Below are 19292 nucleotides of genomic sequence, written 5' to 3'. Positions count from 1 at the left end.
ATGGGGGAGCGGCGCCGCGAGGCCTGCTCCACCGGCGCTGGCGCCCGTGATCGAGATCAACGGCGCGGCGTCGATTTCGCCGTCAGCGCATGTTGACGACAGGTATCAGCAAGCAAATGCCTCCGTTGGGGGGCGACAGGCTCGTTCGCGGGGTGTTCACTGCCAGCCACCGCTCGGACGGATCGCAAACGCAGCGCGGCTGGGCATCGCCCGCATCGCTCCAACCGTGTCCGTGGACGCGAACCGGCTGAACACGACGTCGACGTGAAGCGTAACCAAGGGTGAAGCGCGAGGCTTCTCTGCGCTTCGTATGACGGTAACGGTGAGTGATGTCCCGGGAACCAAGGGACGGAGCGAGTATGAACCGAAGATTCGTTGTGCCTGGTCTGGCGTCCGTGATCTGCTGCTTCCTTGCCCTGCAGCCCGGCGCCGCCGAGGGTGCCTGCCCGCCCCCGTCCACCGCCGTCTGCCCGTCGGGCACGACGCTCGACGTCGCGGCCGACCGGTGCGAGGGGGATTTCCACGCTTGTCTGCCGGGGTACGCTTACAGCACGAGCTCCAGCCAGTGCGAAGCGTCTGCCCCTGCCACGACGAGCTCGGCGACCTGCCCGGCCGGCAGCAGCTTCAACGCCTTCTTCGGCAAGTGCGAGACCGCGAATCTCTCTCCCTGCCCGAGCGGCTACACGTACAACGGCTACAGCGACAAGTGCGAGATCCCGGCCACGTTCACTCCGGCCGCCAGCTGTCCGGAGGGATATGCCTTCGACGCGACCCTCGACAAGTGCCTGGGAGCGCCCGACTCCGCTTGCACCCAGGGCGGCTACTGGGGCTACTACGAGCAGACCTGCGCCTCCGCCGACCCGCTCCCGGGGTTCGGCTGGGACGACGAGACCGGCCTGTACATCGGGCCGTGGGCCTGCCCGCCGGCCTATTCCGTCAACACCTGGGACGGCAGCTGCTCCGGACCGATGGTGACGGCGAGCTGCCCTGCGGGCAGCACCATCAACGCGCGCACCAACAAGTGCGAGGCCGCTGCCGCGGCGGTCTGCGCCGCCGGGCAGACGTACAACCACAGCACGACCCAGTGCGAATTCGCTCCGCTCGTCAGCGCCGACGCCTCCACCTGCCCGCCGGGCCACGTCCTCGTCGCCGACACCAACGTGTGCGCCGGCGGCATGAACTCCGCCTGCCCGCAGGGCGGGAGCTACGGCTATTACGAGGAGGGCTGCACCTCCCCCGATCCGCTCCCCGGGTTCGGCTGGGACCCCGAGACCCTCCAGTACGTGGGGCCCTGGTCCTGCCCGGCGGGGTTCGGCCTCGAGATCGGCACCGGCAGCTGTTCCGGCGCGGCCTGCCCGGCAGGTCAGGTGTACGACTCGGCCACCCTCGCGTGTGAGGCCCCTGCTCCCGTCGCGGCCAGCACCTTGACTTGCCCTGCCGGCTCCAGCTTCGACCCCTTCTACGGTAAGTGCGAGGCCGCGAACCTCTCTCCCTGCGCGAGCGGTCACACGTACAACGGCTACAGCGACAAGTGCGAGATCCCGGCCACGTTCACCCCGGCCGACAGCTGTCCCGAGGGCTACCTCTTCAACGGCCTCGATTGCGTCGGAGCGCCCAGCTCCTCCTGCACCCAGGGCGGCACCTGGGGGTATTACGAGCAGACCTGCACCTCCGCCGATCCGCTCCCCGGGTTCGGCTGGGACAACGAGACCGGCCTGTACATCGGGCCGTGGGCCTGCCCGCCGGCCTATTCCGTCAACACCTGGGACGGCAGCTGCTCCGGCCCGATGGTGACGGCGAGCTGCCCGGCAGGGACGACGATCAACGCGACCACCAGCAAGTGCGAAGCCGCGGCCGCTCCGGCCTGCGCAGCCGGGCAGACGTACAACAACAGCACCACCCAGTGCGACTTCGCTCCGCAGGTCAGCCCCGTCGCTCCGACCTGCCCGCCGGGATACATCCTCGACGTCGGCACCCATGTCTGCGCCGGCGTCCTGAACTCCGCCTGCCCGCAGGGCGGGAGCTACGGCTATTACGAGGAGGGCTGCACCTCCCCCGATCCGCTCCCCGGGTTCGGCTGGGACCCCGAGACCCTCCAGTACGTGGGGCCCTGGTCCTGCCCGGCGGGATTCGGCCTCCAGATCGGCACCGGCAGCTGTTCCGGCGCGGCCTGCCAGGCGGGAAGCGCCTTCAATGCCGCCACCTCCAGCTGTCAGCTTTCCGGGTGCCCGGAGGGAACCGTCAAGAGCGATAGCCTCTGCATCGCCGCGGCGGTCTGTCAGTAGAACAGCCCGTCAACCAGAGAGTCACTCCACGACAATCCCCCGGCGCTGCCGGGGGATTGTCCATTTTCCACCGGTCCCTGCGGCGGCGCCGAGTCTCGGCGAGCCGAGGGCGCACGCCGCGGGGGTGGGGTTGCGACCTCCCCGCGCGCGCCACTTGCCTGCGCACCCGCTTCCGGTTTATTCCGGAGCCGTGGATCGTGCCCGCTAGCCCGAGTCGCCGCGTCCGCCTGCCGAACGGCAGGTGACGCGCGCCCGTCCGGATCCCGCCACCTCAGCCGAGGGGGCGCGGATCTCGTCCGTCACTCGCGCTTTCGAGGTACTCCGTGGTTCGTCCCGAGCTCATCGGCTTCGGTCCCTTCTTCTCTTCGCAGCTCTCCCTGGAGGAGCTCCAGTCGTCCCTCGTCGGTCGCGCGGTCGCGGCTCGCGGCCGCAGCCTCCTCGTCCAGTTTCCGGACGGCGCCCATGCCGTCCTCGTCCCGGGCCGGCTGCGCGCCGAGGGCGTCCTCCCGGTGGTGGGCGACTTCGTCGTCGCGACCCCCGGGCCCGATCGCACCGTCGCCCGCGTCCTCGAGCGCCGCACCTGGCTCTCCCGGAACGTCGCGGGTGGAGCGACCGCGGAGCAGGTGCTCGCCGCCAACGTGGACGTCGTGTTCGTCGTGCAGGGGCTCGACGAGGGCCCGAACCCGCGCCGCCTCGAGCGGACGCTCGCGGCGGTGCATGCGGGCGGGGCGGAGCCGGTGATCGTCCTCACGAAGCCGGACCGGGCGGAGGACCTCGCCGCGGCGCTCGCCGAGGCCCGCGGCGCTGCGCCCGCCGTCGAGGTCGAGGTCGCCTCCGGGCTCACCGGCGAGGGCGTCGCCGCGCTCGCGGCGCGCCTGCGCTCGGACCGGACCGGCGTCCTCGTGGGCCCCTCCGGCGCGGGGAAGTCCACCCTCGTGAACGCGCTCCTCGGCCGCGAGGCGCAGCGCACCGCGCCGGTGCGTGGCTCCGACGACCGGGGCGTCCACACGACGACGGGCCGCGAGCTCTTCTTGCTCCCCGCCGGCGGCGCGCTGGTGGACGGTCCGGGGATCCGCGAGCTGCGGCTCTGGGACGCGAGCGGGCTCGACGCGACGTTCGAGGACCTCGCGGCGATCGCGGCGCGCTGCCGGTTCAGGGACTGCTCGCACGGGAGCGAGCCCGGGTGCGCCGTCCGGGAGGCGATCGCCGACGGGCACCTCGACGCCGCGCGCGTCGAGAGCCACCGCAAGCTCGCGCTCGAGCTCGAGCGTCAGGCGGCGCGCCGCGAGGGTGGCGCGGCGCGGGTGGAGCGCGCGCGGTGGAAGGCGGTCTCGAAGGCGCTGCGCCGGCTGCCGCGCGAGCGGGGGCGCTGAGGTCTGCGGGCGAGGTCGGGCTGCCGCGACCGACCTCGCTCGCTCGGCCGAGACGAAACGAGCCGGCTCGCGCCGGCTCCATCGCTTCGTCGTGCTCGAGTCGATGCGCCGGAGACGAACCACGGTCGTCCGGGCGGCTCGTGGATGCTACTTGTCGCGATAGGTGATGCGGCCGCGCGTCAGGTCGTACGGCGACAGCTCAACCTTCACCCGGTCGCCCGTGATGATGCGGATGCGGAACCGCTTCATCTTGCCGGACGGATAGGCCAGTACGATCGGGCCCTGATCGAGCTTCACGCGGTACATGCTGCCGCTCGACTCTTCCACTCTGCCCTGCACCTCGATACCGGCTTCCTTCTCGCTCATCTCTCTCCTTGGTGGTCACTGCTTCTCTGCGACTGGCCCGCCGGGCTCACAGCGCGCCGCGCCGGCCAAGCTTCCGATAGAGGCGGCCTCGAGACCCGAACACCGCCCGGCGGCGGCCTGGTGGCCCCCTGTTTGGACGGGGTTCGAAAACCGCTGTGATTTCAGTGGAGGCGCCGGTCTCGAACCGAGGAGCCGGGCACTTCACGGCACGGAGATAGCCGGATTCCGCGGCCTTAGCAAGTCTCGTTGCCCGACGCCTGCCCGCCGGTCACCGCGCGTCATGAAGGAGCTGTCGTGCCCGGGGCGCGCCACCGCCTCGCCGGCCCGGCGACCGGGGTGCGCCCACGCTCCGGCGGGCCCCCTGCAGACGAAGCAGGCCTCGCACCATGGCTGGCGCGAGGGCCCGCGCGCCCCTACGGAACCGGCATGACGACCATCGGCTTCATCGGGGCAGGGCACATCGGCAGTCAGCTCGCACGTCTCGCCGTGGCGAACGGCTACCAGGTGGTGATGAGCAACTCGCGAGGGCCGGAGACGCTCGCCGGCCTGGTGAAGGAGCTCGGCCCGCAGGCTCGGGCGGGGACGCCCCTCGAGGCGGCGCGCGCAGGCGATCTCGTGGTCGTCACCATCCCTCTGAGGAGCTACCGTTCCGTTCCGGTGGAGCCGCTCGCCGGCAAGGTCGTCATCGACACGAACAACTACTACCCGCAGCGCGACGGCCACATCCCAGCCCTCGACGCCGAGACCACGACCACCTCCGAGCTCCTCCAGGCCCACCTGCCGACCTCGAAGGTGGTGAAGGCGTTCAACCACATCCACGCGGCCGATCTCACCCAGGATGGCCAGCCGCCCGGGACCCGGAACCGAAGAGCGCTGGCGATCGCCGGCGACGACCCCGGGGCGAAGGCGACCGTGAGCCACCTCATCGATCGGTTCGGGTTCGACGTCGTCGATCTCGGGTCGCTGAAGGAGGGCTGGCGGATCCAGCGCGACACGCCCGGATACGGACCGCGGCGCACCGCCGAAGAGCTTCGCGGCGACGTGGCCGCCGCGAAGCGGTACGCCCAGAGGTGAGCCGACACCGCGCCGCTTCAGTGCACGGGGATCGAGGCGGTCTTCAGGCCGCCGGCTACCGCGATCGAGCGGGCTCGAAGAGCTCGATGGGATTCCCGTCCGGATCCTCGATCTGGACTTGTCGACCGCCAGGGCCTGTCTCCACCTCGTTGCGAAACCGGACGCCTGCCTTCTTCAGCTCAGCGATGAAGCCCGCAAGATCCGTGACCTTCAGCACCACCCGGTTCCAGCCGCCCGGCTCCTGCTGCTGCCCGTCCGGCATCGGCCGCGAGCCTGATGCACCAGGCCCGCTGAGCAGCAGATGCGCCTCACCCAGAGAGACGTTCGCAAATGCGGGGAGCTGCTCGTGCTCCAACGCGAACCCGAGCTGTTGCGTATAGAACGACACGGAGCGAGCGACGTCTCTCACCTGATAGCGGACGCCGTGGACCTTCTCGACGAATGACTTCGTGGCGGCCTGGACCATGCGCGTCTCCCTCCCTGGACCGTTTCTCTGATCCCGGTGCTCGGCTCCCGCAATGCCGAGCAGCCTGGTGAGGCACGCCCCTGCTGTACGAGCAACGCGCCGACCGTCGCCCGGCGCAGCCGATCGCGTCGCCCTGCGGCGTTCCCGGGCGGGTCTCCAGCAGCCGTTTCTCATCAGGCGATCCCTGGAGGACCCAGTCCGGCGCTCCTAGCGCCTGCGTGCCGCGCCGGCGGGCGCGTAGCGCAGGAGGATCTTCCCGTTCTCGAAGATCCGCGACTCGGTCAGCGTAGTCCACGCGCTGACGGAGGCCGTCGAAGATCGTCCGTCCAGCGCCCAGCGCGACCGGGCAGACCACCTTCGGCAGCGCGTTCATCTGCTCCGCGACCTCGGGCAGCATCCGCGCGGCCTCGCGCGTGGGCCAGAAGCTCTCCATCATCTGGTAGGTGACGCGCCCGAAGACGAGCACGCCCCCTCCTCGCGCGCGCTCCGTCGTGAACCGGTCGAACTCCTCGTCGGCGCCCTCCTTCGCCCAGGACATGTCCCCGTGGGCGTCCACGAAGTAGCCGTCGACCGACAGCTGATTGAAGACGACCAGCGTACGCACGTGCTCCCTCCCGTTCCTGCCGAGGTTGCCTGCCTTCGGTTGCTCAGACCAGCGACGCGAGGAGCGCGCGCATGCGCTCGACGCCCTCGCGAAGGACGTCCGCGAAGCCCCAGCTCATCGCCAGATCCCGCTCCGCCATGGAGGTGAAGCGCGCCTCGAACCTCACGCGCGTCTGCCGCCCCAGGTCCTCGAGCGTGAGCGTGTTCAGGGGGAGGGGCTTGCCGGGGAACCCCCGCTCGGCCTGCCACGAGAGCCGCTCCGGCCTCACGACCTCGACGAAGACGAACTCGTAGTGGTGCTCGCTCCCGTCCGGCGTCCGCATGACGTGCCGCCAGCGGCCGCCAGGACGGACGTCCATCTCGCAGACCGGGTTCGTGAAGCCCTCGCCGCCGTACCAGCGCGCGACGTGCTCGGGCGTGGTGAACGCCAGCCACACGGTCTCGCGTGGCGCATCGAGCGTGTGGGTCATGACGATCACCGCTTCGCGGCTCGAGCTCACGTCGATCCGGACCGTCATCGGCTCCCTCCCGGCCTGGGCTTCGTCCGTCGCCCGGGGCTCCCTCCCCGGGGAGGGTGCTGCAGCGTCTTCACGTAGTCCCCCAAGCTCTCGAAGCTCCGCTCCCAGAAGCGGCGGTACTCGTCGAGCCAGTCGGACAGGGCGCGAAGTGGCTCGGCCTCGAGATGGCACGGGCGACGCTGCGCCTCGCGGCTGCGGGTGATGAGGCCCGCCCCCTCCAACACCTTCAGGTGCTTGGAGACCGCCGCAAGGCTCATCTCGTACGGTGCGGCCAGCTCCTTGACCGTAGCGTCGCCGCTGGCGAGCCGGGCGAGGATGTGCCGGCGCGTCGGGTCCGCCAGGGCAGAGAGCGTGGTGCTGAGGGCGTCGCTCGACGTCATGGACCCAGCATCGTACTCAACCGGATGGTTGTCAACCACGCGGTTAAGTACAGGAGGTCTTCGCCCGCGAAGTGGCGCGGGCGCCGATCTCCGAGAGCGCGACGAGCGAGCGGAACTCGGGCCACGCGTCACGGCCCCGTTACATCGGGCGTAACGGGCGGTCCGAGGCAGCACCCACGTCACCTCGCCGAGCGGACGGAGGCCAGCCCGAGGCGCCAGCCGGGAACCGAGGAGCGGTTCTCCGGGTACGGGAGGCATGCGGCTTCCGTCCGGTCCGCCGGACCCGGTGCGACACCGGCGCGAGGTGCATGCCGAGGCGCCGTAGACCGGCGCGGCGGACGGAGGCCGTCATGGGCGCGAGCGTGGTGATCCTGGGAGGCGGGGTGGGGGGAAGCGTCGTCGCGACGGAGCTGCGCAAGCTGCTCCCGGCCGAGCACCGGATCGCGCTGGTCGAGCGCGCGGATCACTTCGTCCTCGGGGCTTCGCTGCTGCGCGTGATCGTCGGCGAGCGGCGCCCGGACGAGATCGCGCGACCCATGGCGTCGCTGTCGCGGCGCGGGGTCGAGGTCGTCGCCGGCGAGCTCGAGCGGATCGACCCGGAGCGGCGCCGCGTGGAGGTGGCGGGTCGGCGGCTCGACGCGGATCACCTCGTCGTCGCGCTCGGCGCCGACCTCGACCCGTCCGGCGTCCCCGGGCTCGCCGCGGCCGGGCACTCCTTCTATGCGCTCGACGGGGCAGTGGCGCTCCGCGACGCGCTCGCGTCGTTCTCCAGCGGACGGCTCGTCGTCCTGACCGCGGCCCCCGCGTACAAGTGCCCGGCCGCACCGTACGAGGCGGCGCTGCTGATGGAATGGACCCTGCGCCGGCGCGGCGTCCGGGAGAAGGTGGAGGTGGACCTCTACGCGGCGGAGCCGGCGCCGATGGGCGTGGCGGGCCCGAAGGTGTCGGGCGCCGTCCGCGATCTCCTCGCCGCGAAGGGCATCGCATACCACCCGGATCACCAGGCCGTCCGGGCCGACGCGGGACAGCGGCGGCTTCACTTCGCGAACGGCGCCGCCGCCGCGTACGACCTGCTCGCTTTCGTCGCGCCGCACCGTGCCCCCCGCGTCGTGCGCGAGGCGGGGCTCACGGCCGAGAGCGGGTGGATCCCGGTCGACCGGTCCACGCTCCGCACTCGCTTCGACCGCGTCTGGGCCATCGGCGACGTCACGGGAATCCCGCTGAAGATGGGCAAGCCGCTCCCCAAGGCCGCGACGTTCGCGCAGGGCGAGGCGCAGGTCGTCGCGCGCGCGGTGGCGACCGAGATCCTCGGCGGCGAGCCCGCGGAGGCCTACTCCGCGATCGGCGAGTGCTGGGTCGAGACGGGCGACGGCGTGGCGGCGCGCGGGCGCGGCGACTTCTTCGGCGATCCCGTCCCGGTGGTGGCCCTGGAGCCGCCCACCGAAGACGCCCGCAGAGCCAAGGAGGCGTGGGAGCGCGAGTGGCTCGAGCGCTGGGCCTGAGCGCCCTGCGCGCGCACGAGCCGGCTGAGCCGGGGGCTGAACCTCGTGCCCGGAGTCACGACGCGCGCGCGGGAGCTCTGGCTCGCACCCTTCGTGCGACCTACTCGAAGCGACCCGAGGGGTCTCGATCGCGGTCGTATCGTCTCGTGAGCGGGAACGGCGGCAACCAGGACTCGCGACGGACGGTCCAGCTCTCGTAGGTTGGCCTCAGCTGGTCAGGGGCATCCAGCGATCCCAGGTTCACTTCGATCTCGTCTGCGGTGCGTCCAAAAATGGGCGAGCCGCAGCGGGGACAGAAAGACCGCCCGGCGTACTCGCGTGTTTCGCCCTCTATCGTCACCGCATCCCGAGGGAACACGGCGGAAGCGTGAAACAGGGCCCCGTGGTGCTTGCGGCAGTCGAGACAGTGACAAAGCCCGCCCGGTACGGGAGCCCCGACGCCACGACGCGGACGTTGCCGCACAGGCAACCGCCGGTGAATCGGTCCATGCTGCATCTCCTTTGGAATCACACCGCCGGACGTTCTTAACGAACGGCGCCGTCACCGCAACCGACGAGCCGGCAGTCCGACGTCATCCGAGAGTGCATCGCCCCTGTGGGCGCCCGCGTGTCCATGGGCGCCCATCGCGCCCAATGCCCGCGCCGGTCGTGGCGTGAGCGAGGCCGAGCTCGCGCGTCTGTCGGTGAAGCCCGAGGGTCCGAAAAGAAAAAGCCCCCGCAGAGCGAGGGCCTTCGGTGACTTGAAGTGGAGGCGCCGGGAGTCGAAACTCACTTACCGTGAATAGCTAACCTCGCGGCGGTGCACGCCTTTCGCCGGGAACGCCTTCGCGGTCGGCGGGTTGAGGTTCTCGGCGCAGTCCACGGTGGCCGCCCCGAATCCACGCGAATCGGCCTTGGGCTTGGAGACAGTTTGGAGACGACGCAGTCGACCCGCGGAGGCGCCGCTCACCCCACCGCCATCCAGGAGCGGCGGCGGACGAGGAGAGCGTCTCGCGCCGCGCGGCTCTGGCCCGAATTATCGCGAGCGCGACGTCCCCGATCAGGAGGACCGGAAGCGCGAGCCTGGAGAGACAACGCGAGCCCGTCAGGAACTGGTACATTCGCAAACCGCAGTTTCCGCGACGTGAAGTTCAGGGGGGAGCATGCGCGCAGCCCAGATCGCCGTAGGCTTGATCGTGCTGGGCATCCAGGCTGGATGCGCGGGCAGTGATTCCACTGCCTCGAGTCCCGCGCCGCCAGGCATGGCGGGCGCCGTCGCCGCGGAGTACTCCCACACTTGCGCGCTCGTGAACGGCGGCGTTCAGTGCTGGGGGGACAATGGCCACGGTCAGCTCGGGAACGGCTCCACGACGAACAGCTCCGTACCGGTCCCGGTTCAGGGCCTGAGGAACGGGGTGCAGGCGGTCGCCGTGGGCACGTTCCACACGTGCGCACTCGTGAACGGCGGCGTCCAGTGCTGGGGATACAATCACTACGGCGAGCTGGGGAATGACTCCACCACCGACAGCCACGTGCCCGTCGCGGTCCAGGGCCTGACGAGTGGGGTGCAGGCCATCGTTGCGCGCGCCGCCCACACGTGTGCGCTCGCGAATGGCGGGGTCCAGTGTTGGGGGCACAACGACACCGGTCAGCTCGGGAACAACTCCACCACGGATAGTCACGTGCCGACCCCGGTCCAGGGCCTGACGAGTGGAGTGCAGGCCGTCACCACCGGCCCCTTCCACGCGTGCGCGCTCGTGGATGGCGGCGTCCAATGCTGGGGGGACAACTTCAACGGTCAGCTCGGTAACAACTCCACCACGGACAGCTCAGTGCCGGTTCCGGTTCAGGGCCTCACGAGCGGGGTGCAGGCGATCGCCGCAGGGGGTTCCCACACCTGCGCGCTCGCGAACGGTGGCGTCCACTGCTGGGGGTTTGGTCACGTCGGCCAGCTCGGGGACAACGCCACCATCGATAGCTGGGTGCCCGTCCAGGTCCAGGGCCTGACGAGCGGGGTGCAGGCGATCGCCGCAGGGTACGTCCACACCTGCGCGCTCGTGAACGGTGGGCTCCGATGCTGGGGACAGAACTACTACGGTCAGCTCGGGAACGATTCCACCACCTACCCGGACGCCAACGTCGGGATCGCCGTGCCGGTCGACGTCGTGGGCCTCACGAGCGGGGTGCAGGCGATCGCCGCAGGCGAGTACCACACCTGCGCGGTCGTGAATGGCGGCGTGCAGTGCTGGGGGAGGAACGTCTCCGGTCAGCTCGGGAACGACTCCACCAGCGAGAGCCACGTGCCCGTTCCGGTCACCGCGCTGCTCCCTTAGGCGAAGGCTCGACTTAACGTCGACGAGGGCGTGCCCCCGCTGCTCGGTGATCAGCGCTCGTCCGCACGGAGGTCGCCAGCCAGGCGCTCGACGCGTTTCGCCGTCAGCGTGACGTTCCCTTATCGAGGCGCGGTTGCCAGTTCCCGCAGGAGGTGGCCCATCCCCGGCTTGTCCAACTCGTGGGCGGCGATCGCGATCATGGCGTCGTAGAGGCGGCCCTCGGGGTCGGCGATCTCAACGCCGTTCAAGTCGAGGAACACCAACGCAGCAAGGAGGCCCGCCCGCTTGTTGCCGTCCAAGAACGGTTGGTTCTGCGCGATGTGGAACGCGTAGGCGGCCGCCATGGCGAAGAGGTCCTGGTGCGCGAACTCGCCGCCGGCTGACGCGCGCGGTACGGCGACCGCCGATTCAAGCAGGCCAGCGTCGCGAATTCCCGCGGCCCCGCCGTAGCGCGCGAGCTGCTCCTCGTGGATGAGGAGCACGTCCTCGACGTCGAGGAAGACGGGTTCGCTCACTTCGCGAGCTTCCGGAGGGTCGCGTCGTGCGCCGCCATCGCGCGCTGCGCCGCCGCCTTCACCTTCGCCCGCTTGGCTCCCCGGATGGGCTCGATGATGAGCCGCTCCCCGTCCGTCCGCATGTCGAGCTCCGTCTCCCGGTCGATGTCCAGGAGCTCGAGGATAGGCTTCTCGATGACGATGCCGAGGCTGTTGCCGATGGCGGAGAGCTTCTTGCGCATGACGTGATCCGCTCCGTTCTGACTAATGTATAACGAGGCAGGCGGACGTCGGCAAGCGGCTCGCCTTCGACTTCCGCGCCATCACTCGGACCCCGGGTCGGGCTTCGCGACGACGCACGGCGACTCGATCAGCCTCGCCTCGACCGGCGCGGATACAGGTACCGCGGCGGCAGCTTGATCTTGTCCAGGCCGGCGCGGATGGCGCGGGCTTCCTCCGGCGTGTCCGCGTGGATGGCCTTGAAGCGGGCCTTGAGCCGCCCGATGTGCGCGAGCGTCGCCCCGATGATGAACATCGGCTCGCTCGCGTGGACGTGCTCGGCCGCTCGAGTGATGATCTCCGCGACGGGAAGGCTCACCGTGATCGAGACCCGCACCTCGGTCGGCTCGTCGCCGCGGTCCGGTATGTAGGGCCACGACGAGGAGAGCGGCGGGGCTGGCTCTGCCGTCCAGCGGACTCCGAGGCGGGCCGCTTCGTGGATGACCGCCTCCTGCATGAGCTGGGTGCGCTCCATCCCGTTCAGCGCCTCGCAGGCTTGCTCGAAGATGCGGTTCTCGAGCGGGTGAAGCCGGAGCGTCTTCGTCCGGAACGACTTCCGGGGCTCCCCGTCGGCTTGGAGTTGCGCCACGCGGTTCTCCCTTCGCGCTCCCGGACCGCCCTTGCCCCCATGGAACCGACCAACCCTGACGGGCACGGCGTAGCGTGCCACCGGTGTGGCTCCGCTGCAAGCGAACGGGCTCCGCCCGTTCGGTGTCGGGACGCCCTTCTCGGCGGCATCGCACGGCCGGCGAACTGCCGCTTCTTCGGGAGCCTCCTCGGGTCCTTAACGGTCACAGACCATACGCACCTCCTGGTGCAGCCGAAGCGCGCGTGCTTCCAGCCAGAATTGCCTTCGCGGTCGGACGGGCTGCCACCAGCAGGGTGACAAACGGCAGTGAACCCATCGAAATCACTGATGGTGACTGTCGCCGCGCTGCCACCACCGGCCGTCGACTCCGGATCGCATCGCTCTCCCTCGGTGTAGGGGCGGTCGCGGCGTCCAGTTTCACTCACCGCGAAAGACGGTTCTCGTGGCAGGGGGTCGCGAAAATCGGGGCGTGACGGCCGCTGCACGTTGAGAGTGCGGTAGCCGGCATGTTAGGTCATGCCGCAACGAGCGTGAGGTCCGGTGCGGCGAGCGCCGGCGAGGGCGGCGGGGAGAAGGTCATGGCAGAAGCCGGGGCGGAGCAGGCGGCGTTCGATTGGAGCGCCAAGGCGAGCGTTGAGAGGCCGCAGCGGATGGCTGGCCGCGGGCAGGTGGCGGCGCGCGCCAGGGCCAGGCGCCCCGCCTCCGCCGGCGCAGACCGCGACGCCGAGGACCGCCGGCTGCGCTGGCTCACCGCGGACGAGGCGACGGCCCATCTCGGCTTCCCCTCGCGGAAGGCGCTCTACGCCGCCGTGGAGCGCGGCCAGGTTCCGGCCCACAAACTCGGGCGCCGCCTCCGCTTCCGCCGCGCCGAGCTCGACGCGCTCCTCGACAGGGGTCGCTGAGCCGGGTCGTGAGGATTACAGTCCACCACCGCAAGGCGTGCACCGTCGCGCTGCAGGAGGCGCGATGGTGAAGATCAGGCCCTACGTGGTGGCCGTGAACCACGTCCCGGGTTGCCCGCGACTGGAGAGCGGGCAGGGTGGCCGGAAGCTCGGCCGCCAGCGCTGTGCGCCCGGTTGCGAACGCGTGACGGACGGGTGGGAAGTGGACCTCGTGCTGCGGCTGCCGGACGGCACTCCGATCCGCGAACGGGTGAAGGCGCCCGTGAGCGGGAAGAGCGCCGCGCTTCGGTGGGCGCAGGAACGCGAGGGGCAGATCCTGGCCCAGAAAGGGAGGAAGCCGAGGCAGGCGCGCGTCGTGCCGACGCTCGCCGAGTTCAAGCCCCGGTTCATCGAGGGGCACGTGAAGGCGAACCGGCTGAAGCCGTCGACCGCCGAGGCCTACGAGAGCGTGTTCCGCACGCACCTCGAGCCGACCTTCGGGTCGCTGCGGCTCGACGCGATCGGCGACGAGCTCGTCCAGCGGTTCAAGGGCGAGCTGGTCGAGGACGAGATGGCGAACAAGTCCATCAACAACGTCCTCACCGCGCTGTCGGTCATGCTGAAGCGCGCCGTGGACTGGAAGGTCATCGACGCGATGCCGTGCCGGATCCGGCTCCTCAAGTGGGAGCTCGTCGAGGTCCCGTTCTACGACTTCGCCGAGTACCGCTATCTCGTCGAGGGCGCGGCAGCGATCGATCCCCGCATCGAGCTGCTCGTGCTCCTCGGCGGCGACGCCGGGCTCCGCCGCGGCGAGACGATCGCCCTCGAGTGGACGGACGTCGACCTGCGGCGACGGACGGTGCACGTCCAGCGCAGCTCGTGGAACGGGCACGTCACGCTGCCGAAGGGCGGGCGCTCCCGCCGGCTGCCGCTGACCGAGCGGCTCGCCGAGGCGCTAAGGTCCCACCGGCATCTCAAGGGGCCGCGCGTCCTGTACTACGACGGCGGAGCGTCCCCGACGAACAAGGAGATCCGGATGTGGGTGCAGCGCGCGCAGCGCCGGGCCGTGCTGCCGGCGACGGGCGCCTATCACATCCTCCGCCACACGTTCTGCTCGCACCTCGCGATGCAGGGCGCGACGGCGAAGGCGATCCAGGAGCTGGCCGGGCACCAGGACCTCACGACCACGCAGCGGTACATGCACCTCTCGCCGGCGCACAAGGATGCGGCCATCCGGCTGCTCGACCGCAGGCCCGTCGAGGATGAGGTCGGGACGCCCCTCGACTCCGCGGCGCCTGCGGCGCCGCTACGCTCGGGGCGAACGGGTGGTGGGCCAGGTGAAGGGGATGGGACCGCACCGTCCGCGGTGCGCGCCATCTCCGTTGGAGACGGCGTGGAGACAGGCCTCCGGCCGAAGCCGGAGTCGAGTCGATCCGAGTAGTTGAAGAGTGGAGGCGCCGGGAATCGAACCCGGGTCCGAAAGACTTCCAGTGACAGGTCCTACGCGCGTATCCCGGAGTGAATACGTGAACGGCAACCTCCGGGCCTGCAACCGCTCACGTCCTCGCCCTTTGATCTCGATCCAGGTAAGGCGGCTCGCCTCCCACCCAGATCCAGCCGGAGCTGACGTTCACACCCGGTACCCGGCGCTTCCGGGGGAACGCACGGCCTTTAGTTAGGCCGCGAGAGCCATGGGCTCGTTCGCGTTTCTGCTTGGTCGGCTTTTTACGTGGCCTGCTGACCAACCACGGCGCGCACCAGTCGCCTTCCGTCCTCCGTCGAAACCAGTTCGCCCCCAAGTCTGCGAACTGACGGTCCTTTCATAAGACCGCCGCCGCGCGAGTCAAGCGGCGGTGGCATCCTAGCACGGGGGTCGGACGGCCGCCCGGCAGGTAGAGAGGGCCGGTGGGGCGCCGGCCCAGCCGGACGCCCTCAGCGGTGCTGGTAGGTCCCGCAGTCCGCGTGGCCGCCGTGGCCGAGCACCACGATGGACGCGGCCGCGCAGGTCATGTCGTCGTTGAAGCGGCACTCCTCGATGTGGCAGGCGCCGACCAGCCCCACGTCCTTGCGAGCGCTGTGACGCCCCTTCCCGTCGGACATGAACGCGTCGCAGGCGGCGTGCTCGCTGCCGACGTTGATGGCCGGCGCGTGGCACATCTTCCCTGCGTTGTAGAAGCAGCTCGACACCTCGCAGCTCGAGATCACCGGCATCGCCGATGCCATGCGTGCCTCCTCGGCGCGGTGAAGGGTGACGCCCGCGCCTCGCCCGAGGTTAGTCACGCCCTCGCCAGCGCGCGCGGGACGGCGCGGCGCTCGGCGGGCCGTCCCCGGCGGCTGCCGGCGTTCGCCCGCGCGGAGTGGGAGAGCCCGAGCGGCAGCGACCCTCGTGCACGCACCACCCTCGAGCTGGAGCTCGAGAGGCCGGAGCGACCGCGACGCTGACTTCGCCCCGCGCTCGCCGGGAGCGGCGCCTCCCAGGTTCACCCCACGAGGACCGCGCTCCCCGCGGCCGCGCCTCGCATATGGCTGCGAGCCCGCAGGAGGAGCCGGTCACGATGCGAATGCACGCAGTCGCGGCCCTGGCCACCGCAGCGCTGACGGCGATGCCTTCCCCCGCCGGCGCATGGAATCGGCGCCACGCGAGCACCTTCGCGACGCTCCCGGACGAGGCGACCGCCCCCGAGGGGATCGAGATCGATCGCGACGGGAACGTCTACGTGACGGAGTTCGGCTTCAGGAGCAGCAAGCGTTCTCCTCCGTCGACTCGCAGTGGACCGGGGAGGTGACGAGAGGCACCATCGCGAGGCTGCCCGCGCGCCTCCCGCCGCTCCGCGGCGGCTCGCGACCGTAGCGCTACGCGGGGCGGAACTGGGCCGCCATCTCCCGCGCCTTCTCGCGCGCGAGCGGCAGCGCCGCCTCCACCTCGGGCGAGAGCGCCTCGCCGAACGCGAAGTCGCGCCCGGCGATGGTGACGAGGGCGGCGGGAGGGGCGTGGCCGAAGTGGGCCCGGGCCAGGCCGAGGATCTCCTCCGGCATCAGCGCGTGCAGGATGGCCGCGCGGGCCGGCCGTGGGACCAGCCGGTCGGCACGGACGTCGCCGGGCGTCCCCCCGACCGACGTGTCGAGGAAGAGCACGCCGTCCACGCCCGCGACCGCGTCGGCGTGCTCGGGCAGGAGCTCCTGGACCTCGACCACCTCCAGGTCCGGGACGAGCGCGTCGAGCCCGCGCGCGACGGCGAGGCCGACCCCGTCGTCGGCTCGGATGGCGTTACCCAGGGCGAAGGCGAGGATCTTCACGAACGCGGGCCCTCCGAGCCCGGATCCTTACCATGTCCCGGGCCGGCCCGCCGAGTGCGACGACGACGGCGGGCATCGGTGGCCCCGCTTGCGGGCGGGCGCGAGGGCGGCCGTCTCCCTGCTTCACGGGCACCGCGAGGGGCCGAGGGCGCAGCGACCGGCACGGTTCAGCGGGCCCGTCCGTGACCGTGGCCGTGGCCGCTCGCTCCGTCGCGATCACCCTGGGCGAACGTGCGGGCCGCGGCCGCGAGCTCGGCGAGGCGCGCCGCGACGCGGCCGTTGAAGGTGTCGGGCGGGAACGCCCCCCTCGCGTCGGGCGCTCCGGCGAGCACACCGGAGAGGAGCTCCAGCCCCTCGTCGAGGGTCCTCACCGGGTAGACGCGGAACTGGCCGTCCTCGATCGCGGCGAGGACCTCGTCGCGCAGCACGAGGTGCGGCACGTTCGAGGCGGGCACGAGCACTCCCTCGTCGCCGCGAAGGCCGCGCGCGCGGCACACCTCGAAGAACCCCTCGACCTTCTCGCTGACCCCGCCCACGGCCTGCACGTTCCCGAGCTGATCCACCGAGCCGGTCACGGCGAGCGACTGGCGCAGCGGCACCCCGGAGATGGCGGAGAGCAGCGCGTACGCCTCCGCCGACGAGGCGCTGTCGCCCTCGACGCCGCCGTAGGACTGCTCGAACACCAGCGTGGCGCCGAGCGCGAGCGGCGTGGACGCGCAGTATCGGCCGCCCAGGAAGCCGGAAAGGATGAGCACGCCCTTCGAGTGGAGGGGGCCGCCCAGCTCGACCTCTCGCTCGATGTCCACCACCTCGCCGCGCCCGAGGCGCACGCGCGCGGTGATCCGGCTCGGCCGGCCGAACATCCGGCGGCCGGTCGTCACGACCGACAGGCCGTTCACCTGACCCACGCGCGCGCCGGCGGTCTCGACGAGGAGGGTCCCGCGGCGGAGCTCCTCGTCGAGCAGATCCCGGACCCGTCCGGCGCGGCGCTCCTGCGCCTCCACCCCGGCGTGGACGTCGGGGGCGGTCACGGCGGTGCGCCCCTGGCCCTGCGCCACGTGCGCCGCCTCGCGAGCGAGATCGTGGATCGCCGCCGCGTCGGCGCTGATGCGGGTGGAGTCCCCCGCGCGGCGGGTGGCCTCGCGCAGCATCCGCTCGACCGCGGCGCGCTCGAAGGGAGGCAGCCCCTCGCGGCGGGCGACGGTGGCGACGAATCGCGCGAACTCGCGGTCGCGCTCCGGGGAGCGGGGGAGCTCGTCGTCGAAGTCCACCTCGACCTTGAAGAGCTGCGGAAACTCGGGATCGAGGATCGACAGGAGCTGGTACAGCGCGCGGTCACCGAGGAGCACGACCTTCGTCTGCAGGGGGATCGGCTGGGGCTCGAGCGTCGAGGTGCCCATCAGCCCGAGCAGCCGCTCCGGAGGGTCGATCCGGATCTCCCGCGCGCGCAGGGCCCGCTTGAGCGCGTCCCACGCGAAGGGCTGGACGAGGACCTTGCGCGCGTCGAGCACGAGGTAGCCGCCGTTGGCGCGGTGGAGGGCGCCCGGGCGGACCAGGCTGAAGTCGGTCACGAGCGTGCCGAGGTGCGCGTGGTGCTCCACGTGTCCCGCGAGGTTCGAGAGCGACGGCAGGTCCTCGTGGACGACGGGTGCGCCGGCGCGCTCGGCGTGATCGGCCATCACGTTCGCCCCGTAGCGGCGCAGGAACGGGGTGTCGGCGAGGAGCTTGCGCAGCGCGGACGGGATCTCGTTGGTGCCCTCGATGGCGGCGAGCAGCTCGTGGACCCGCTCGACCAGGTCCGCCCGGATCGCGTCGAGGTGCGCGAGGACGGCGGAGGCGTCCGCGTAGCGCCGCCGCAGCTCGTGGAGCAGCTCGTCGGCGACGCGGGCGGTCAACGTGCCGTTCACCTCCTTCAGGCGTTCCCGGTGGCGCCGCTCGAGGTCCGGCATGGCCCGCAGCACGTCGGCGAGCTGGTTCTGCAGCTCGCCGATGTCCCGCTTCAACCGTTCCTGCACCTCCAGGGGCAGCGTGTGGAACGCGTCCGGCCCGACGATCTCGCCGTCCTTCACCGGAGCGAACGCGAACCCGATGGGCCCGTGCAGGAGCGCGACCCCGCGCGCCTCGGCGCGCCGCCGCACCTCGTTCACCGGGGCCTCGCGGGCCTCCTCCAGCTCCTGCTCGAGCACGTGCACCCGGGCGCGGTGGTCGCGGCTCTCGAACGCCGCCGGCAGGACGTCGCGGAGCCCGGCGCCGAACCGGTCCAGGTCCGCGCGCAGCTGGCGCCCGCGCCCGGGCGCCAGCTCGATCCGTCCCGGCCGGCGAGGATCGGCGAAGTCGTTCACGTAGCACCAGTCGGACGGCGTCGGCGCCTCGAGCGCGGTGCGGCCGAGCATGCGCATCACGAACGTGCGCTTGCCCGCGCCGGGCGGCCCCATCACGTAGGCGTTGTAGCCCTCGCCGCCCAGCGACACCGCGAGCCGGAGCGCCTCGGTCGCGCGGGCCTGCCCGAGGGGACCCTCGAGGTCCTCGAGCTCGGCGGTGGTCTCGAACGACATCCCGGGGGCGAGCCCGGCAGGACGGAGCGACGTCGCGGACAGCGGGGCGATCGGCATGGCTTCCCTCGGCGCGTTCGTGACCGGCGCTCCAGCTCGCCCAGCGACGCGGCGCCGCCGACCACGAGAGCGCCACGGCGGTCGACGACGACGATCGTCCCGCCGTGGCGCGGGCACGCAACGCCGGACGTTGGGTGTTCGCCCGCAGGGGGCCGCTCGCGAGGGCGCGGTCCGCTGCCGCGGGCGGCGTCTCGCGCACGAGCGAACGAGCGGGCCGGCGCGCAGCGGGCGGGTCGATCGTACCGGCGGGGCGACCCGTCT

General features: G+C 71.4%; 19 protein-coding genes and 1 other RNA gene. 8 read left to right on the top strand and 12 right to left on the bottom strand.

The features are described from left to right. Window positions 1–395: 395 nt before the first annotated feature. Together ANAE109_RS14410 and rsgA are read left to right on the top strand one after the other, a co-directional pair. Complete coding sequence (locus tag ANAE109_RS14410) at window positions 396–2285, top strand: hypothetical protein (RefSeq protein ID WP_143827977.1); 1890 nt, start codon at window positions 396–398, stop codon at window positions 2283–2285. 323 nt (window positions 2286–2608) lie between these two features. Continuing rightward, the gene (gene rsgA / locus ANAE109_RS14405; protein ID WP_012097611.1) at window positions 2609–3658 is read left to right on the top strand and encodes a ribosome small subunit-dependent GTPase A; all 1050 of its coding nucleotides are present in this window, start codon (window positions 2609–2611) and stop codon (window positions 3656–3658) included. A 147-nt stretch (window positions 3659–3805) separates the two neighbouring features. Here the strand turns inward: rsgA and infA are convergent, their stop codons facing one another. Continuing rightward, on the bottom strand, window positions 3806–4024 hold the full coding sequence (gene infA / locus ANAE109_RS14400) for a translation initiation factor IF-1 (protein WP_012097610.1): 219 nt from the start codon (window positions 4022–4024) through the stop codon (window positions 3806–3808). 426 nt (window positions 4025–4450) lie between these two features. On the opposite strand from infA, the gene ANAE109_RS14395 reads away from it, so the two are divergent. After that, complete coding sequence (locus ANAE109_RS14395) at window positions 4451–5098, top strand: NADPH-dependent F420 reductase (protein ID WP_041448365.1); 648 nt, start codon at window positions 4451–4453, stop codon at window positions 5096–5098. A gap of 55 nt (window positions 5099–5153) precedes the next feature. Here the strand turns inward: ANAE109_RS14395 and ANAE109_RS14390 are convergent, their stop codons facing one another. The 3 genes from ANAE109_RS14390 to ANAE109_RS14380 all read right to left on the bottom strand — a co-directional run bounded on the left by ANAE109_RS14390 (window position 5154) and on the right by ANAE109_RS14380 (window position 7065). After that, window positions 5154–5564 carry a VOC family protein gene (locus ANAE109_RS14390; RefSeq protein ID WP_041448364.1) on the bottom strand — a complete coding sequence of 137 codons (411 nt, stop codon included), beginning with the start codon at window positions 5562–5564 and terminating at the stop codon, window positions 5154–5156. A 647-nt stretch (window positions 5565–6211) separates the two neighbouring features. After that, entirely contained in the window at window positions 6212–6685 is a 474-nt protein-coding gene (locus tag ANAE109_RS14385; RefSeq protein ID WP_012097607.1) for an SRPBCC domain-containing protein, read from the bottom strand. Beyond that, complete coding sequence (locus ANAE109_RS14380; RefSeq protein ID WP_041448363.1) at window positions 6682–7065, bottom strand: helix-turn-helix transcriptional regulator; 384 nt, start codon at window positions 7063–7065, stop codon at window positions 6682–6684. Before ANAE109_RS14380 ends, ANAE109_RS14385 begins: the two co-directional genes overlap by 4 nt. A gap of 350 nt (window positions 7066–7415) precedes the next feature. Between ANAE109_RS14380 and ANAE109_RS14375 the strand changes: the two genes are divergently transcribed. Next, window positions 7416–8567, top strand: coding sequence for an NAD(P)/FAD-dependent oxidoreductase (locus ANAE109_RS14375; protein WP_012097605.1), 1152 nt, complete (start codon window positions 7416–7418; stop codon window positions 8565–8567). A 100-nt stretch (window positions 8568–8667) separates the two neighbouring features. Here ANAE109_RS14375 and ANAE109_RS24200 read toward each other — a convergent pair whose 3' ends face one another. Continuing rightward, on the bottom strand, window positions 8668–9063 hold the full coding sequence (locus ANAE109_RS24200; RefSeq protein ID WP_012097604.1) for a GFA family protein: 396 nt from the start codon (window positions 9061–9063) through the stop codon (window positions 8668–8670). A 745-nt stretch (window positions 9064–9808) separates the two neighbouring features. On the opposite strand from ANAE109_RS24200, the gene ANAE109_RS14370 reads away from it, so the two are divergent. Next, the gene (locus ANAE109_RS14370) at window positions 9809–10879 is read left to right on the top strand and encodes a hypothetical protein (protein ID WP_049768593.1); all 1071 of its coding nucleotides are present in this window, start codon (window positions 9809–9811) and stop codon (window positions 10877–10879) included. Between the two features lie 119 nt (window positions 10880–10998). On the opposite strand, the gene ANAE109_RS14365 is transcribed toward ANAE109_RS14370, so the two are convergent. From ANAE109_RS14365 to ANAE109_RS14355, 3 genes are all read right to left on the bottom strand, one after another. Beyond that, window positions 10999–11394 carry a type II toxin-antitoxin system death-on-curing family toxin gene (locus ANAE109_RS14365; protein WP_012097602.1) on the bottom strand — a complete coding sequence of 132 codons (396 nt, stop codon included), beginning with the start codon at window positions 11392–11394 and terminating at the stop codon, window positions 10999–11001. Next, on the bottom strand, window positions 11391–11615 hold the full coding sequence (locus tag ANAE109_RS14360) for an AbrB/MazE/SpoVT family DNA-binding domain-containing protein (RefSeq protein WP_012097601.1): 225 nt from the start codon (window positions 11613–11615) through the stop codon (window positions 11391–11393). The genes ANAE109_RS14365 and ANAE109_RS14360 overlap by 4 nt, the downstream gene beginning before the upstream one ends. 128 nt (window positions 11616–11743) lie before the next feature. Then, window positions 11744–12241, bottom strand: coding sequence for a hypothetical protein (locus ANAE109_RS14355; protein WP_143827976.1), 498 nt, complete (start codon window positions 12239–12241; stop codon window positions 11744–11746). A gap of 578 nt (window positions 12242–12819) precedes the next feature. On the opposite strand from ANAE109_RS14355, the gene ANAE109_RS14350 reads away from it, so the two are divergent. Next, entirely contained in the window at window positions 12820–13143 is a 324-nt protein-coding gene (locus ANAE109_RS14350; protein ID WP_012097599.1) for a helix-turn-helix domain-containing protein, read from the top strand. 64 nt (window positions 13144–13207) lie between these two features. Next, entirely contained in the window at window positions 13208–14563 is a 1356-nt protein-coding gene (locus ANAE109_RS14345; RefSeq protein ID WP_012097598.1) for a site-specific integrase, read from the top strand. Window positions 14564–14568: 5 nt separating this feature from the next. On the opposite strand, the gene ssrA is transcribed toward ANAE109_RS14345, so the two are convergent. Further along, window positions 14569–14919, bottom strand: a transfer-messenger RNA (tmRNA) gene (gene ssrA / locus ANAE109_RS24195). Window positions 14920–15054: 135 nt separating this feature from the next. Beyond that, the gene (locus ANAE109_RS14340) at window positions 15055–15345 is read right to left on the bottom strand and encodes a DUF1540 domain-containing protein (protein WP_012097597.1); all 291 of its coding nucleotides are present in this window, start codon (window positions 15343–15345) and stop codon (window positions 15055–15057) included. A gap of 332 nt (window positions 15346–15677) precedes the next feature. Here ANAE109_RS14340 and ANAE109_RS14335 point away from each other — a divergent pair, with 332 nt between their 5' ends. Further along, on the top strand, window positions 15678–15908 hold the full coding sequence (locus ANAE109_RS14335; protein ID WP_012097596.1) for a hypothetical protein: 231 nt from the start codon (window positions 15678–15680) through the stop codon (window positions 15906–15908). A 67-nt stretch (window positions 15909–15975) separates the two neighbouring features. Here the strand turns inward: ANAE109_RS14335 and ANAE109_RS14330 are convergent, their stop codons facing one another. Beyond that, window positions 15976–16419, bottom strand: a complete 444-nt coding sequence (locus ANAE109_RS14330) for a hydrogenase maturation protease (RefSeq protein WP_012097595.1) — start codon at window positions 16417–16419, stop codon at window positions 15976–15978. Between the two features lie 167 nt (window positions 16420–16586). After that, the gene (locus ANAE109_RS14325) at window positions 16587–19031 is read right to left on the bottom strand and encodes a Lon protease family protein (RefSeq protein ID WP_012097594.1); all 2445 of its coding nucleotides are present in this window, start codon (window positions 19029–19031) and stop codon (window positions 16587–16589) included. Window positions 19032–19292 lie beyond the last annotated feature (261 nt).

Source organism: Anaeromyxobacter sp. Fw109-5 (assembly GCF_000017505.1).
Taxonomy (GTDB): Bacteria; Myxococcota; Myxococcia; order Myxococcales; family Anaeromyxobacteraceae; genus Anaeromyxobacter.
Note: the sequence above shows the minus strand (reverse complement) of the source record. Positions and strands in the feature narration are given on the sequence as shown.

Coding starts and splice junctions, on each gene's coding strand:
- ANAE109_RS14385 (WP_012097607.1), bottom strand. CDS start 6,685: ATGACGGTCCGGATCGACGTGAGCTCGAGCCGCGAAGCGGTGATCGTC.
- ANAE109_RS14340 (WP_012097597.1), bottom strand. CDS start 15,345: ATGGCATCGGCGATGCCGGTGATCTCGAGCTGCGAGGTGTCGAGCTGC.
- ANAE109_RS14360 (WP_012097601.1), bottom strand. CDS start 11,615: ATGCGCAAGAAGCTCTCCGCCATCGGCAACAGCCTCGGCATCGTCATC.
- ANAE109_RS14395 (WP_041448365.1), top strand. CDS start 4,451: ATGACGACCATCGGCTTCATCGGGGCAGGGCACATCGGCAGTCAGCTC.
- ANAE109_RS14380 (WP_041448363.1), bottom strand. CDS start 7,065: ATGACGTCGAGCGACGCCCTCAGCACCACGCTCTCTGCCCTGGCGGAC.
- ANAE109_RS14335 (WP_012097596.1), top strand. CDS start 15,678: ATGCGAATGCACGCAGTCGCGGCCCTGGCCACCGCAGCGCTGACGGCG.
- ANAE109_RS14325 (WP_012097594.1), bottom strand. CDS start 19,031: ATGCCGATCGCCCCGCTGTCCGCGACGTCGCTCCGTCCTGCCGGGCTC.
- infA (WP_012097610.1), bottom strand. CDS start 4,024: ATGAGCGAGAAGGAAGCCGGTATCGAGGTGCAGGGCAGAGTGGAAGAG.
- ANAE109_RS14345 (WP_012097598.1), top strand. CDS start 13,208: ATGGTGAAGATCAGGCCCTACGTGGTGGCCGTGAACCACGTCCCGGGT.
- ANAE109_RS24200 (WP_012097604.1), bottom strand. CDS start 9,063: ATGCAGCATGGACCGATTCACCGGCGGTTGCCTGTGCGGCAACGTCCG.
- ANAE109_RS14390 (WP_041448364.1), bottom strand. CDS start 5,564: ATGGTCCAGGCCGCCACGAAGTCATTCGTCGAGAAGGTCCACGGCGTC.
- ANAE109_RS14350 (WP_012097599.1), top strand. CDS start 12,820: ATGGCAGAAGCCGGGGCGGAGCAGGCGGCGTTCGATTGGAGCGCCAAG.
- ANAE109_RS14375 (WP_012097605.1), top strand. CDS start 7,416: ATGGGCGCGAGCGTGGTGATCCTGGGAGGCGGGGTGGGGGGAAGCGTC.
- ANAE109_RS14370 (WP_049768593.1), top strand. CDS start 9,809: ATGGCGGGCGCCGTCGCCGCGGAGTACTCCCACACTTGCGCGCTCGTG.